Source organism: Erythrobacter sp., assembly GCF_036351135.1.
Classification (GTDB): domain Bacteria; phylum Pseudomonadota; class Alphaproteobacteria; order Sphingomonadales; family Sphingomonadaceae; genus Erythrobacter.
Genome location: NZ_JAZBON010000037.1, coordinates 56,907 through 71,805, shown reverse-complemented (window position 1 = coordinate 71,805; position 14,899 = coordinate 56,907). Strand labels below are relative to the sequence as shown.

Here is a 14,899-nt window from a genome sequence, read left to right as displayed (position 1 = left end):
TTCGGACCCTTACGCCGCCCCGCGTGTTGGGAGGTCATGCAACACCAGTCCCGCTCAATCAGCGTTAACGGCACCGCGCACCCCCTTCCTTCCGATCCGCGCCGAAGTTTGCTCGATTTCCTGCGCGAGGATTGCGGGCTTACCGGCACCAAAAAGGGTTGCGACCACGGTCAGTGCGGAGCTTGCACCGTCCTTGTCGGGGGGCTCAGGATAAATTCCTGCTTGTCGCTCGCGGTCATGCATGACGGCGACGAGGTGACCACCATCGAGGGATTGGGCACGCCCGAGAACCCCTCCCCGCTACAGCGAAGCTTTCACGAGCACGACGGTTTTCAATGCGGCTATTGCACGCCGGGCCAGATCTGTTCGGCCAGCGCGATGATGGACGAGATCACCAATAACTGGCCGAGCGATGCAAGTGAGAGCCTGACCGGCGACATCCAAGCGAGCGACGCGGAAATCCGGGAGCGCATGAGCGGCAATCTGTGCCGCTGCGGGGCCTATGCGAATATCCTCACCGCGATACGCGATGCGGCTGCGGGAGCCGACCGGTGAGACCGTTCGACTATATCCGCCCCGACAGTCTCACCCATGCCGGCCAGCTCGTGGATGAAACCGGGCACAGGGCGATCGCCGGGGGTACGAACCTCATCGATCTGATGAAATTGCAGGTCGAGACGCCCAATGCGCTGATCGACCTGAATCAGCTTGGCATGCGCGAGATCGCGGAGCTGGACGATGGCGGGCTGAGGATCGGCGCGCTCGCCACCAACAGCGAAACCGCTGCACATATGCGGGTGCGCAGCGACTATCCCCTGCTGGCCCGCGCGATCCTGGCTGGCGCAACGCAGCAATTGCGCAACAAGGCGACCACCGGCGGAAATCTGTGCCAGCGGACGCGCTGCTACTACTTCACGAACCCGGACCAGCCTTGCAACAAGCGCGAGCCGGGTTCGGGTTGCGGCGCGATCGAGGGGGTGGCGCGGCTGCACGCGGTGCTCGGCACGAGCCCGCATTGCATCGCGACCTATCCCGGCGACATGGCGGTGGCGCTGAGCGCTCTAGACGCAAGCGTCGAGATCGCTTGCGAGGGCGAACGCACGCGCACCGTTCCAGCGCGAGATTTTCATTGCCTCCCTGGCGAAACGCCGTGGCAGGACAACGTTCTCGAACCCGGCGAAATCATTACCGCGGTCACCCTGCCCCCGCCGGTTCGCGGCACTCAGCTTTATCGCAAGGTGCGCGAGCGATCCTCCTACGCCTTCGCGCTCGTATCCGTCGCCGCCATCGTCGAAATGAAGAACGGCCGGATCGCGCGGGCCGAACTCGCCTTCGGTGGTCTCGCCCACAAACCATGGCACGATCCGCGCCTGTCGCCGCTCCTCCTCGGTAAGGAGCCGGGCCGTGCATTGTTCGAGGAAGCTGCCGACCTACTGCTCGAGGATGCACGCGGCTTCGGCGAGAACGACTTCAAGATCCCGCTGGCCCGCCGCACCCTCTGCGCCGTGCTTGCCGAAGCGACGGGGGTTGAGCTGTGAACGCATATCTGAAGCATGATGAGCCGGTGACCGAGAACTTCCTCGACCAGACCGGGCAAAATATCGTCGGTCAGCCGGTGAAACGGATCGACGGGCTCGCCAAGGTTACCGGAAGCGCGCCTTTTGCAGCGGAGTATCGGCTCGCCGATCGCGTCGAAGGCGTGCTCGTCCAGGCCACCATTACCAAGGGCGAGATCGCCCGGATCGACGCGAGCGAGGCGCTGACGATGCCCGGCGTCATCACTCTGATTGAAGACCACCGCCTGTGCACGAGAGCTGCGCAGGGCGGCCTTGGCGAGGCACCGCAGCAATCCCCTCGGCAGGTGTGCTATTGGGGGCAGCCGATCGCGCTGATCGTTGCCGAAACACTCGAACAGGCGCGCGATGCGGCGAAGAAGGTGAAGGTCGAATACCGCGCCGAAGATGGCGCCCCGCTCGATCCGAACGCGGTCGAAGCCGAGGAGCAGGAGGACGAAAGCGTCGATCAGGGCGATTTCGCCAAGGCAATGGCGGATGCGGCGCACAGCGTGGATTGCACGATCACCACCGCCGGCCATGCCAGCGCCGCGATGGAACCGCATGCGGCGGTGGCCGATTGGGACGGCAAGAGACTAACCGTGCGTGCGGCGCTCCAGATGCTTAACTACAACATCGCCGAACTTGCCGACGCGCTTGAACTGGAAGAGGATCAGGTCCGCATTCTCGCGCCCTATGTCGGCGGCGGTTTCGGATCGAAGCTGGGGGTGAGCCCCGAAGTTGTCGCCGCTTCGCTCGCAGCGATCGAACTGGGGCGCCCATTGCGCGTGGTGATGACACGCCAGCAGGTGTTCCAGACGATCATGCGCCGTTCGGAAACTACGCAGCGGCTGCGGCTCGCCTGCGACGCGAATGGCAAGCTCACCGCTTTCGGGCACGAAGCGCTGGTCTCGAACCTGCCGGGCGAACAATTCGCTGAACCGGTCTTGCAAAGCTCGCATTTCCTCTACGCCGCGCCCAACCGCAGGCTGAAGCTCGACGTCGCGCGCATCCACCGCATGACCGCAGGCTCGGTTCGCGCTCCTGGCGAAGCGGTCGGAATGCCGGCGCTCGAGGCGGCGATGGACGAACTCGCGCAGCAGGCCGGAATCGATCCGGTCGAATTTCGCCTTATGAACATTCCCGAGCGCAATCCGGAAGAGGACCTCCCGTTCTCCTCGCACAAACTCGCAGAATGCCTGAAACAGGGCGCCGACGCGTTCGGTTGGGAACATGGTGTGCGGACGCCTCGCCAAACGCGCGAGGGCGAATGGTGGATCGGCACAGGCATTGCGAGCGCGGCGCGGGTCCACAATGTCGGCGAGGCAAAAGCGCAGGTGACCGTCCGCCCCGATGGCAGCGTCATCGTGCGCACCGACATGACCGATATCGGCACCGGCACCTACACGATCCTCGCGCAGCTTGCCGCCGAAATGCTCGGTGTTCCTGTCGAGCGCGTGCTGGTCGAGCTTGGCGACACCGCCTTTCCGCGCGGCCCGGGTTCGGGCGGGAGCTGGGGTGCAGCTTCGATCGGTTCGGCGGTGTTTCTCGCCTGCAAGGAACTGCGCGAAACGCTCGAAGAGCGTTCGGGACAATCGTTCGACACGCTCGATCTGTCGGAAACGCTCGGCAATGCGGACCTGTCCTGCGAGGGCCATTACGAGCCCGGTGCGGCCCAGGACGACTACACCGCCTCGGGCTTCGGCGCCTTCTTCGCCGAAGTGCGGGTCAATCGCTTCACTGGCGAGGTGCGCGTCAGCCGCATGCTCGGCGCGTTCGGCTTCGGCCGGGTTCTCAACGAAAAGACCGCGCGTTCGCAATGTATCGGCGGGATCACGTGGAGCATCGGCGTCGCGCTGACCGAAGCTCTGATGTTCGATCCGCGCGACGGGCATCTCGTCAACCCGGACCTTGCCGAATATCACGTGCCGGTGAACCGCGACGTGCCCGATCTCAATGTAATTATGATCGAAGAACGCGATCCCGTCGCGAGCCCGATCCAGGCAAAGGGCATCGGCGAGCTCGGTATGTGCGGCGGCGCGGCGGCGATCGCCAATGCGATCTACCACGCGTGCGGCGCGCGGCTTTACGATTATCCGATGACACCCGACCGCGTGCTGGCCGCTCTGGACGCCGCGGAAGGGTAGAACCGCCGGATCAGAAGTCGGGCAAAGCCTGCCCGGCGAAACCCCAGCCCGCCAGCCGCTTAGATGCGGCGCGATCGATCAGGCGCTTGGCATCGTCGATCGAAAAGGGTTGCGCGCTTCCCATGTCCTTCAGCTCGTTCCAAGCGATCGGCACCGCCACCGGCGCCCCGCTGCGCGCTCTAGCGGAATATGGCAGGACGGCGGTGCTGCCGCGCTGATTTCGCAACCAGTCGATGAATATCCGCCGCTTGCGCTTTGCTTTGCTCATATTGGCGGTGAACCGCTCGGGCTCGGCTAGGCTGAGCGCTTCGGCAAAGCGGCGGGCGAAGGATTTGTGCGCTTCCCAGCTATGGCCGGTCGACAGGGGGACGACGACGTGGACGCCCTTTCCGCCCGAGAGCATCGCGAAGCTGACCAGCCCCAGGTCCGACAGACGCGCCCTGATGTCACGCGCCGCCTGCTTGACGTCGTCGAAATCGAGCCCTTCGTCCGGATCGAGATCGAAGACCATGCGATCGGGCGCTTCGACATCGTCGCTGCGCGCGCCCCAGCCGTGAAACTCGATCGTGCCCATCTGCACGCATTGCAGGATGCCGCGCGCATCCTCGACGTAAAGGTAGTCCTCGCTGCCGCCGTCTTTTTCACGGATCGGCACGTCGAGGACGGCATCGCCGAAAGCGCCGCTGTCGTGCTTCTGGAAAAAGCATTTCTTCGCCCGCCCCTGGGGACAACGAACCAGGCTGACCGGGCGGGTGGCCGCGAAGGGCAGCATGATGCCGGCGACAGCTGTGTAATAGTCGGCAAGGTCGCCTTTGGTCTGTCCGCTGTCGGGAAAGACAACACGCTCGCGGCTGGAGATGGCGACGTCGGCGGCGGGTTCCTGCGGCGAGGTGGCGACGCGCTCCGGCCTCACCTGCGCAGCGGATTGGTCGGCGCGCAGACCGAGATAGCTTGCGTGGCGCACATTTCCGTCCGCGGTGAACTCGGCGAAGGCGATTTCGGCGACGAGCTTGGGCGTCACCCAGCTGACATCCCGCGCCTTGGTCGCCGGGACTTCGAGCGGCGCAGTCTTGCGCGCCAGACGCTTTAGCTTGGCGCCCAGCTCGTCCATCTCCTCGGTGGTGAAGCCGGTGCCGACATTGCCCTTATACGCAAGTTCCCCGCCCTCGTGCTGCGCCAGAAGCAGCGAGGCGAAGGGGCGCCCGCGCGCACTACTCGCCTTCCAACCGACGATCACGAATTCCTGGCGCCGCGTGCATTTGACCTTCACCCAGGCTCGGCTGCGCCTGCCCGAATAAGGCGCGTCGAGCCGTTTGGAGATGATGCCCTCCTGCCCGGCGGCGCACATCGTCTCGAACAGCTGCTCGCCCGCGCCAATGACCTGATCGGCGACATGGATCGGCGGCTCGGCCCGCGCTAATAGCGCCTCGAGCCGTTCCTTGCGCTCGATATTGGACAATTCGGCAAGGTCTTCGCCCTCAAGCTCGACAAGATCGAAGGCGTGAAGCGCCAGCGCGTTCTCAGGCGACTGGCTGCCCTTGCCGCGTTTCAGCACCTTTTGCAGCGTCGAGAAATCCGGATCGCCGTTCGCGTCATAGGCGACGATTTCGCCGTCGATCAGGCTGGGGGGCAAGTCGAGCTCGGCGATCGCTTCTACAAGCGGTCCGAACTTGTCGGTCCAGTCCTTGCCGTTGCGGGTGAAGACGCGCACCTCGCGGCCCGCGACAGCAATCATCGCGCGGTACCCGTCGAACTTGATCTCGTGCATCCAGCCATTTCCGGTGGGCACCTCGTCGACCAGCGTGGCGAGCTGCGGCTTGCGGTAGGCGGGGAGCTTCGCCTTGCTCTTGCGGCGCGGTTTCGGCTTTTTAGCGCGAACTGCCTGCGCTTTCTTGCCCGCTGCGATCTCGGCCATGGAACGCCCGGTCGCGATGCTGGTGAGCGCGCGCTCTACCAGCACGTCGCCGGTCTGCGCATGATCGTCCTGCAATTTGCGCAGCAGCCAGTTCTCGCGCTTTTCGCCCGGTTTGCGCTTGAGTCGGACGAGCAGCCATTCGCCCTTCATCCGCTCGCCGGAGAGGGTGAAATGGAGGTGTCCGTCCTCGAGGTCGGCAGCGCTTTTGCCTGCGACCGGAGCCCAGCTCCCGCGGTCCCACAGCATCACCGTGCCGCCGCCATACTCGCCCTTGGGGATGGTCCCCTCGAACGTCGCATAACTCATCGGGTGATCTTCGGTGCGAACGGCAAGCCGCTTGATGTCGGGATTGGGAGAAGGCCCCTTCGTCACCGCCCAGCTTTTGAGCACACCGTTCATTTCGAGCCGCAGGTCCCAATGCAGCCGGCTCGCGTCGTGTTTCTGGACGATGAAGAGATTGCCGTTCTCGCTCGCTTCGCGCGTACCCGCGGGTTCGGGGGTCGCGGCGAAATCGCGTTTTGCATTGTAAGCGGCAAGCGGATCGGACTTTGCCGCGGCCCGTTTGGCGCGCGCCGCCATATCAGGCGCTCTTCTTGCGCGATGCTTTGGCGCGACCGGAAGACTTCGCGCGCGGTTTTGTCTCGCCGACCGACTTCTTCAGCGCCGCCATCAGATCGATCACATTGCCGCCGCCGCTATCGGGCGCGTCGGCATCCTCGATCACCGCCTTGCCGCCCTTCGACTTGGCCTTCTTGTCGATCAACCGTCGCAAGGCTTCGACATAGCGATCTTCGAACTCGCTCGCATCGAACGGCGCACTCTTCTCCTCGATCAGCGTTGTCGCCAGATCGAGCAGCTCCTTTTTAGGCTTCGTCTCGTCGATATCGTCGAAGAATGCCTGGCCCGCGCGCACCTCGTCGGCATAGCGCAGCGTTTCGAGCAGCAACCCCTTCCCGCACGGCTTGATCGCCACCAGCTTCTCGCTCCCGCGCACCGACAACTGGCCGAGCGCCACCTTCTTCGCTTTGCGCAAGGCCTCGCGCAGGACGACGAAGGCTTCTTCGGCCAGCTCGTCCTTGGGCGCGACATAATAAGGCTTCTCAAAATAGAGCGGGTCGATCTCGCATTGTTCGACGAACTGGACGAGCTCGAGCGTCTTGCGGCTCTCGATCTTGACCGCCTCGATCTCCTCATCCTCGAGCAGGACATACTCGCCCTTTGATATCTCGTAGCCCTTGATGATCTCGTCGCGATCCACCGGTCCGACGCCCGCGACCACCTTTTCATAGGAGATGCGCTTGCCCGTCGGCTCGTGAATCTGGTTGAAGCGAATTTTCGAACCGCTCTTGCTAGCCGAATAAATCTCCACCGGGATCGAGACGAGGGCGAGCCTGATCTGGCCCTGCCAATATGCGCGCGCTGCCATGCCGATGCTCCTTGCCGTCTGTTCCTTTGGCAAGCACGGCTTGCCGGACCTCACACATCACAACGGCCGAGCGGGCGCCTTTCTCCCGCAAGGCGAACAGATATGTCGGTCGCGAAGCTCGCGAGGAGGCGTCGCCGCTTATTGTGCGAAGTCTTAGGAAGGGTAGAGAAGTGGCGGAGCAGGAGGGATTCGAACCCTCGATACGGGGTTACCGTATACACACTTTCCAGGCGTGCGCCTTCGACCACTCGGCCACTGCTCCGCGCGTCCCGCCTGATCATAGCGGGCGAGACGAAGGGGCGCGGATAGACGCGGTTTGGCTCTTTCGCAAGCCGCTTGGCGGTGGCACAGGTCAGGGCATGAAAATTCCCGCAATGCTCGCCTTCGCCTGCTCTCTTGTCGCCTATGCTTCAGCCGGGACGGCGCAGAGGGCACCGAGCCCCGCCGCCAATGCGAGCCCGAGCGAGATCGTCGCGGCAGCGCCGCCGAGCGATTGGCAGTCGATCGCTCCCGAAGACCTTTTGGTGATGACGCTCGCTCCCGATCGCGACGGGCGGGGACGTGAAATCGTGATCCAGCTGATGCCCGAGCCGTTCTCGCAAGGCTGGGTAGACAACATCCGCACCCTTGCCCGCGCGCGCTGGTATGACGGGGTGTCCGTGAACCGCGTGCAGGACAATTACGTCGTCCAATGGGGCGATCCGGGGCACGACAATCCCGAAGGCGAAGGGATCGAGACAAAGCCGCTCCCGGAGGGGCTGAACGTGATGGAGGAGCGTGACTTCGTTCATCAAATGAACGCCGTCGCCGCGCTGATCAACCCGTGCGGCGATCGTTCGATGGTGCCGGCGACGTGGCTATGCGACGCTTACGCATCGGGTGCGACCTTTCGAGATGGCTGGCCCATCGCGATCGACGGCGCGAGGCAATGGCCCATCCACTGCTACGGCATGGTTGGCGTTGGCCGGAACCTATCGCCCGACACCGGCACAGGCGCCGAACTCTACACGGTGATCGGCCATGCTCCGCGACATCTCGACCGCAATATCGCGTTGGTCGGACGCATAATCGAAGGAATGGAGCATATGTCTTCCCTGCCGCGCGGTTCGGGGCAGCTTGGCTTCTACACCGAGGGAGAAGCTAAGTTGCGCACGCCGATCCGATCCATCCGGGTCGCATCCGACCTGCCCGAGGATGAGCAGCCGCGCTTAGAATCTCTTTCCACCGAAAGCGAAACCTTTGCCCGTTACGCCGAAGCGCGCGCCAATCGCCGCGACCCGTTCTTCATCGTGCCGGCCGGCGGGGCGGACATCTGCAATATCCCGGTCCCGTTGCGTGAAGTGACGGCGCCGCAAAGCGGGTGAACGAGAGCATTTCCGCCGCCCTTCCCCTGCAGCATTGGCAGGGCGACCGGGGCACCTACCATCTCGTCACTTTCGCCGGGGCCGAAGCGGAAGCCCTCGCTGCCCACGCGGCGATGCAAAGGCTCGAACTGGGGCGCAGGCGCGGCTTCGGCTCGCTCAAGAGCGACGCACGGATCGGGGAGACGCGCTGGAAGACTTCGCTCTTTCCACAACACGGCCAGTCGGAATGGGTACTACTCGTGGGCCGCAAGGTCATGCGCGCCGAAGGCCTCGCCCCGGGCGACGAAGTCGACGTAAGCGTGACGCCGGTCTAGCCGATCCTAGATCGCCGCCTTTGCTCCTTCCGGATCGGCTTCGAGCTCGCGTGCCGAACGCCGCACATCGTCGATGAAGCGACCTGCCTTGGTGCGCAGATCCTCGGCATGCGAACCGAGCGCCAGCGCGCTTTCGACGACGTCCTTGGCCGCCTCGCCAGTGTCCTCGCTCGCCTGACGCAGCGCGCCCAGCCGCTCGCCGGCCTGGCTGGATCCGGTCGCAACCGTATCGATGTTGCGCGCGAGTTCTTCGCCCGAAACCGATTGCTCGTCGACCGCGCTCGCGATCATCACCGCGGTCTGTTCGAGCTCGGCGATCTGATGCACGATCGAGGTGAGATCGCTGGCCGAGCTCTTGGTGGAATCCTGCATCGCAATGATCTTTTCCGCGACGCTGCTGGTGGCGTTGCTGGTCTGCATCGCCAGCTCCTTGACCTCGCTCGCGACCACGGCGAAGCCCCGCCCCGCTTCGCCCCCGCGCGCCGCCTCGATCGAGGCATTCAATGCGAGCAGGTTAGTGCGCTGGGCAATGGTCTGGATGAGGCTTGCGATCTCGCCGATTTCATCCGCGGCCTGCGACAGGTCGCTCATTCGCGTATTGGCGGAGCTGACGAGCTGGCTCGCATCGCGCGCCAAGGTCGCCGAAGCCCCCGCCTGACGGCTGATCTCGCCAATCGACAGCGCGAACTGATCGGTCGCGGCGGCGGCGGCGGTGACGTTGGCGGTGACCTGCCCCATCGCTTCGGTCGCATCGTCGGCCTGCGCGCGCGATCCGGCGGCGACTTCCATCATCTGGCCCGAGGTTTTCTCGAGCTGCTGCGAAGCGGCGGAAACGGCGGTGATGACCTCGCCCACCGAGACCTCGAATCCGTCCGCCATGCTTTCGAGGAGACGGCTCTTTTCCAAACGCAGATCATGCATCTGGCGGGTGGCCACATTTTGCTCGGCAAGCTGCTCTTCGGCTTCGGCAGCGCGCTGGGCGGAAAGCGTACGCAGTTCGACCGTTGCGTCCCTGAACACTTCGAGTGCGCGGGCCATCGAGCCGATCTCGTCCGAGCGCTCGCGACCCGGGATGACCGTGTCGATCGCGCCGGAGGAAATCCGCTGCATCGCATCGGTCATATTGCTGATTTGATCGGCGATGCCCCTTGCCACCCGGCGCGAGGCGCCGAAGGCGAGGATGACCATGGCCACCGAAATGAGCAGCAGGATCAGAAGCGAATTGGCGATCGCGGCGAATACCGGTTCGGCGGCGGCGACCGAGCGCGCGTTGAGCCCGTCGACCGCCGTAGTGAGTTCGGCAATGGCGGCATCCACGCGGTCGGCGACAGCGGCGACTTCGGTGGGCTCGCTAATATCCCGAGCCAATTCTGCTTCAAGCGCCGTTACCGCGCGTTCGGCGCGGGCGAGGCCGGTCGCCGATTGCGGATCGGCGGCGGCCACGTCCACCGCCATGACCTCGGACAGCAGTCGGCTCGCTCGCGCGACATTTTCGCGCGCATCGACCAGCGCCGCAGAATCTTCGGCGACGCCATAGTCCTCAAGCGCATCGCGCGCTTCGTAGAGTGAGACGGCGGCATTGCTCGAATTGGCATCGGCGGTCGAAAGCACGCGTAGCGTCTCGCCGCGCTGTCCGAAATAGGCCATCGTCCCAAGGATTGCGCCGGCCAGCAGCGCCAGCACGACGGTGTTGGCGATAACGGTCGCGCGAAGCCTACCGGCGAGCGACAGGCTCTCATACCATGTCCGCCGCGGCGCTTCCGCCACTGGCGATGCCCCGATCCCGGCTTCGCGCAACATCTGCGCCTCGCCGGCGGAAAGCAGGTCCGGACCAGCCGGCACCGATGAGGCGGAACCCGGCGCGGCCGGTTGGGCGGAAATCATGTTCATCGCTGTCCCCCTGGCAATGCGCAGCGCATTGGAACGTCGCGCGACGTCTTAGACGGCGGCGTCCTAAAAAACCGTAAAGCGAAATTTAACCACGCAGCGGCGGTGAAAGGCCCTGCCAGGCGTTCCGACCCACGCCGTTCGGCGAAACCTAGATTCTATCAGCCTGCGCCACCGCGTCGCTGGCGCGCAAGGCGGAGAGGATGCGTGTTAGGTGGGCGAGATCGTTCACCTCGGCGTCGATCTCGTAGGTGGTGAAGGGATGGTCCAGCTGGGTCTGGATGAGGCTGGTCACATTGATCTTGTTCTGCGCGAAGATCCCCGCCATTTCGGCGAGCGTGCCCGGCCGGTCGTAGATCGTTACCGAAAAACGCCCGGTCGCGCCGTGCGATCGGCGACCCCAATTGAGGTCGAGCCAGTCCATATCGACCCCATTGGCGAGTTCGAGACAATCGATCGTGTGCACCTCGACCCGCTCGCCCTTGCGCCTGAGGCCTACAATCCGATCGCCGGGGACGGGATGACAACATTGGGCGAGTTCGAATGCCACGCCCGGCGTCAGTCCCCGGACGGAGATCTGCCGCTCGTGCCGCGCCCACTCCTCATCCTCGTCGAATTCCGCCGTGCAACCCGGGACCAGTGCCTCCATCACTTCGCGGTCGGTGATCTTACCCGATCCGATCGCGAACATGAGGTCTTCGGGCTCGTCCATGTCAAGCCGCTCGAGCGCGGCGCGTATCGCCTTCTTGCCGATACGTGCCGGCACCCGGGTGACGATTTCGTCGAACAGCTTGGAGCCGATCCCGGCGACTTCTTCGCGCTCCTTAAGACGCACCGCCCGGCGGATTGCGGCGCGCGCCTTGCCGGTAACGACGAAGCCCAGCCAGGACAGGCGCGGTTCGGCATCGCCGCCTTTGATGATCTCGACGACGTCGCCGTTCGACAACGGTGTGCGCAAAGGCATGTGCCGCCCGTTGATCTTCGCCCCTACGCAAGCGAGTCCCAGATCGGTATGAACCGCGAAGGCGAAGTCGACCGCAGTTGAACCCTTCGGCAACTGGAACAGCGCACCTTTCGGCGTGAAGGCGAAGATGCGATCCTGGTAGATCGCCATGCGGGTATGTTCGAGCAGTTCCTCGGCATCGTGGCTGGCATCAATGATTTCGATGAGATCGCGCAGCCAGCCGACCGCGCCGTCGGCCTTGTCCGCCTGTTTGTAGGCCCAGTGAGCGGCGAGCCCGAATTCGTTGCGGCGATGCATGTCGCGGGTACGAATCTGGACCTCCACCCGCATCGAATTCTCGTACATCAACGAGGTGTGCAAGGAGCGATAGCCGTTGTTCTTGGGCGTCGAGATATAGTCCTTGAACTTGCCCGGCAGGAACTGCCAGGTCGTGTGCAGGACGCCGAGCGCGCGGTAGCAATCCGCCTCATCCTCGGTCAGCACGCGAAAGGCCATGATGTCGGTCACCTGTTCGAAGCTGACATGGCGCTCGGCCATCTTCTTCCAGATCGAATAAGGATGCTTCTCGCGCCCGGTCACTTCGACGTTCAAGCCAGCTTCGGCAAGAGCCTGCTTGATCGACAGCGCGATCGCATCGACCTCGCCGCTGTCTTCGCCGCGCAGTGCCGCCAGTCGATCGGTAATGGTGACGAAGGCTTCTGGCTCCAACTCGCGAAAGGCCAGCGCCTGCATCTCCCGCATATACTCGTACATCCCCACCCGCTCGGCGAGCGGAGCATAGATATCCATCGTCTCGCGCGCGATGCGCTGGCGCTTTTCCTCGTTCTTGATGAAATGAAGCGTGCGCATGTTGTGCAGCCGGTCCGCGAGCTTCACCAGCAGCACGCGAATATCCTCGCTCATTGCCAGCAGGAACTTGCGCAGATTTTCCGCAGCGCGCTCGTTTTCCGGCATCTGCTCGATCTTGGAAAGCTTGGTCACCCCATCGACCAGCCGCGCAACCTCGGGGCCGAAATTGGCCTCGATGTCGTCGATCGTCGCCAGCGTGTCCTCGACCGTGTCGTGGAGCAGCGCGGTCATGATGGTTTCCTGATCGAGCTGCAAATCGGTCATCAGGCCGGCGACCTCGATCGGGTGCGAGAAATAGGGATCGCCGCTGGCGCGTTTCTGGCTGCCATGCTTCTGCACGGTGTAGACGTAGGCGCGATTCAGCGCCGCCTCGTCGGCGTCGGGATCGTAGGTCTTCACCTTTTCGACGAGTTCATACTGGCGCAGCATCGCGCCTTTGAATTTGCGGGCTCGCCTGCGATTTTGCAACGCCAAACAGCTTGGTGGACTAGGTGGTCTTGCGAGGTTGAGGCGCAAGGCTCGGCGCAGCACTGTCAGGCTAGGTCCAAGGCTGCCTATGCCCCGCTCCCGATCGCCCTTCCCCCCGCAAGCTTCGCCCGCTGCGACGATATACGCCATCGCGTTGGTCGGCGCGCTTGTCGGCCAGGGTGTCGCAAGCCTGATCGGCGGGTCCGTCTTTACGACGAGCGGTCTTATCACCATTGCGGTGCTGCTCGCCGTCGGAATGGCCCGCGAATTCCATCTGCGCCGCCACCATTTGCCGCAGGCCGCCACTTTCGCCGCCCGCTTGCGCGAGTTGGAAGAGACCAACCGCCTCCTCACGCTCACCGAGACGACCGCGAATGTCGGGCATTGGCGGCTCGATCTTGGCAGCAACAAAGTGTTCTGGTCCGATGGCTGTTGTTCGATCCACGGGCTTGTCCCAGGCACTCCCGGCGTCCCCCCGCCATTGGAAGATGCGATTAACTTCTACCATCCCGATGACCGCGCATTGGTCGCTCAGGCCGTCGAAACGGCCCGCGCGACGGGAGAGCCCTTCACCTTCCGCGCCCGATTGATCCGTGCCGACGGCGAATTGCGCGATGTCGAAAGCACCGCGCTGGTCGAATTCGACGACGAGGGAAAGGTCGGCGGACTGTTTGGCGTATTGTGCGATCGCAGCGGCGAGGAGGCAATGCAGCGCGAGCTGATCGCCGCGCGCGAGACGTCGGACGCGCTTGCCGATGCGCGCAGTTCATTCCTCGCCAAGATGAGCCACGAATTGCGCACCCCGATGAACGGCGTCCTTGGTTTCGCCGAACTGCTGTCGCTCAGCGCGCTGACCGACGAACAGCGCCGGCATGTCGATCTTATCAAAGATTCGGGCAAGACCCTTCAGACCATCCTCAACGACATCCTCGACCTGTCCAAGGTCGAGGCAGGCCATCTCGAGCTGCGCGAGGCACCTACCGATATCGTTCACCTGGCTGAGAAGGTGACGCGCCTGTCCCTACCTGCCGCGCAGGAGAAGAACCTCGATCTGCGGCACGACATCGCACCCATCGTCCCGAGCAGCGTCGTGATAGACGCCCTGCGCCTGCGTCAAATTCTCGGCAATATCATCGCGAACGCCGTGCGATTCACTGACAAGGGGACGGTCCGGCTTACGCTCGACAGCGATGGCCGCCACTTGATTTTCGCCATTAGCGACACCGGGATTGGCATACCGCCGACCATGCAGGCGGCGATCTTCGATCCTTTCACGCAGGATACGGAACGTATGCAGGCGCGGCGCGGGGGCACCGGGCTGGGCCTCTCGATCAGCAGGCAGCTCGCCAAACTCATGGGCGGGCATTTAACGGTAACCAGCGAGGTCGGCGCCGGTTCGACCTTCACCCTTACCCTCCCGCTGGTTCCCGCCCCCGCCGCGCCGGTCGAACAGGCCCCCGACAAGGTGCCGGTCACAAACCCATGTGCCGGCTGCTCCTGCCGCATCCTCCTGGCCGAGGATTTCGACATAAACCAGGAATTGATCACGGCGCAGGGCAAACAGTTGGGACTGACCTTCGAGGTGGTCGCCAATGGCGAGGAAGCGCTTGCGGCGGTCATCGAAGCGCGCAAGACGATGCGACCCTATTCGCTGGTGCTTATGGACCTGCAGATGCCGCAGATGGACGGGCTTACCGCTGCCCGCGCCATTCGCGAGGCGGGTTTTTCGGCCGAGGACCTGCCGATCGTCGCGCTTACCGCCAATGCCTTTGCCGACGATATCGAGGCCTGTCGCAAGGCAGGGATGCAGGAGCAGATGGCGAAGCCGCTGGAGCTCGCACGGCTTTCCGAGGTGATGCGGCGCTGGCTGCGCGGCTTCGAGACTTCGGATGGCGGGAATGTGGAGTCACACGGCGGCAAGACTTCGGAAGGGCCGCACTCGCCCTGCACCCTACGCCGCGACCGTCGCCGCGACCTCGCCCCAGCCGTGGTCAAGCTGCCCCGCTGAACTG

The 14,899-nt window shown here is 64.0% G+C and carries 10 protein-coding genes and 1 tRNA gene; 6 read left to right on the top strand and 5 right to left on the bottom strand.

Annotated features, from left to right (window positions below; translation table 11 throughout):
* Positions 1-36 precede the first annotated feature (36 nt).
* From V2I30_RS14615 to V2I30_RS14605, 3 genes are read left to right on the top strand one after another with little or no spacing between them, the layout of a single operon-like run.
* Positions 37-555: a 2Fe-2S iron-sulfur cluster-binding protein gene (locus V2I30_RS14615; protein ID WP_330662919.1), complete on the top strand. Its 519-nt coding sequence runs from the start codon at positions 37-39 to the stop codon at positions 553-555.
* Entirely contained in the window at positions 552-1,538 is a 987-nt protein-coding gene (locus tag V2I30_RS14610; RefSeq protein WP_330662918.1) for an FAD binding domain-containing protein, read from the top strand. The genes V2I30_RS14615 and V2I30_RS14610 overlap by 4 nt, the downstream gene beginning before the upstream one ends.
* Complete coding sequence (locus V2I30_RS14605; RefSeq protein ID WP_330662917.1) at positions 1,535-3,700, top strand: xanthine dehydrogenase family protein molybdopterin-binding subunit; 2,166 nt, start codon at positions 1,535-1,537, stop codon at positions 3,698-3,700. The genes V2I30_RS14610 and V2I30_RS14605 overlap by 4 nt, the downstream gene beginning before the upstream one ends.
* A 10-nt stretch (positions 3,701-3,710) precedes the next feature.
* Here V2I30_RS14605 and ligD read toward each other — a convergent pair whose 3' ends face one another.
* The 3 genes from ligD to V2I30_RS14590 form a co-directional block, all read right to left on the bottom strand.
* Positions 3,711-6,194 carry a DNA ligase D gene (ligD, locus tag V2I30_RS14600; protein WP_330662916.1) on the bottom strand — a complete coding sequence of 828 codons (2,484 nt, stop codon included), beginning with the start codon at positions 6,192-6,194 and terminating at the stop codon, positions 3,711-3,713.
* Position 6,195: 1 nt separating this feature from the next.
* Positions 6,196-7,041, bottom strand: a complete 846-nt coding sequence (gene ku, locus V2I30_RS14595; RefSeq protein ID WP_330662915.1) for a non-homologous end joining protein Ku — start codon at positions 7,039-7,041, stop codon at positions 6,196-6,198.
* A gap of 171 nt (positions 7,042-7,212) precedes the next feature.
* A tRNA-Ser gene (locus tag V2I30_RS14590) sits at positions 7,213-7,303 on the bottom strand.
* A 97-nt stretch (positions 7,304-7,400) separates the two neighbouring features.
* Here V2I30_RS14590 and V2I30_RS14585 point away from each other — a divergent pair.
* A complete protein-coding gene (locus V2I30_RS14585) occupies positions 7,401-8,405 on the top strand; it encodes a peptidylprolyl isomerase (RefSeq protein WP_330662914.1) in 1,005 nt (334 codons plus the stop codon).
* Complete coding sequence (locus V2I30_RS14580; protein WP_330662913.1) at positions 8,402-8,719, top strand: DUF1905 domain-containing protein; 318 nt, start codon at positions 8,402-8,404, stop codon at positions 8,717-8,719. The genes V2I30_RS14585 and V2I30_RS14580 overlap by 4 nt, the downstream gene beginning before the upstream one ends.
* A 6-nt stretch (positions 8,720-8,725) precedes the next feature.
* On the opposite strand, the gene V2I30_RS14575 is transcribed toward V2I30_RS14580, so the two are convergent.
* Entirely contained in the window at positions 8,726-10,609 is a 1,884-nt protein-coding gene (locus V2I30_RS14575) for a methyl-accepting chemotaxis protein (RefSeq protein WP_330662912.1), read from the bottom strand.
* Between the two features lie 148 nt (positions 10,610-10,757).
* Positions 10,758-12,848, bottom strand: a complete 2,091-nt coding sequence (locus V2I30_RS14570) for a RelA/SpoT family protein (RefSeq protein WP_330662911.1) — start codon at positions 12,846-12,848, stop codon at positions 10,758-10,760.
* Positions 12,849-12,975: 127 nt separating this feature from the next.
* On the opposite strand from V2I30_RS14570, the gene V2I30_RS14565 reads away from it, so the two are divergent.
* The gene (locus tag V2I30_RS14565; protein ID WP_330662910.1) at positions 12,976-14,895 is read left to right on the top strand and encodes a PAS domain-containing hybrid sensor histidine kinase/response regulator; all 1,920 of its coding nucleotides are present in this window, start codon (positions 12,976-12,978) and stop codon (positions 14,893-14,895) included.
* Positions 14,896-14,899: the final 4 nt, after the last annotated feature.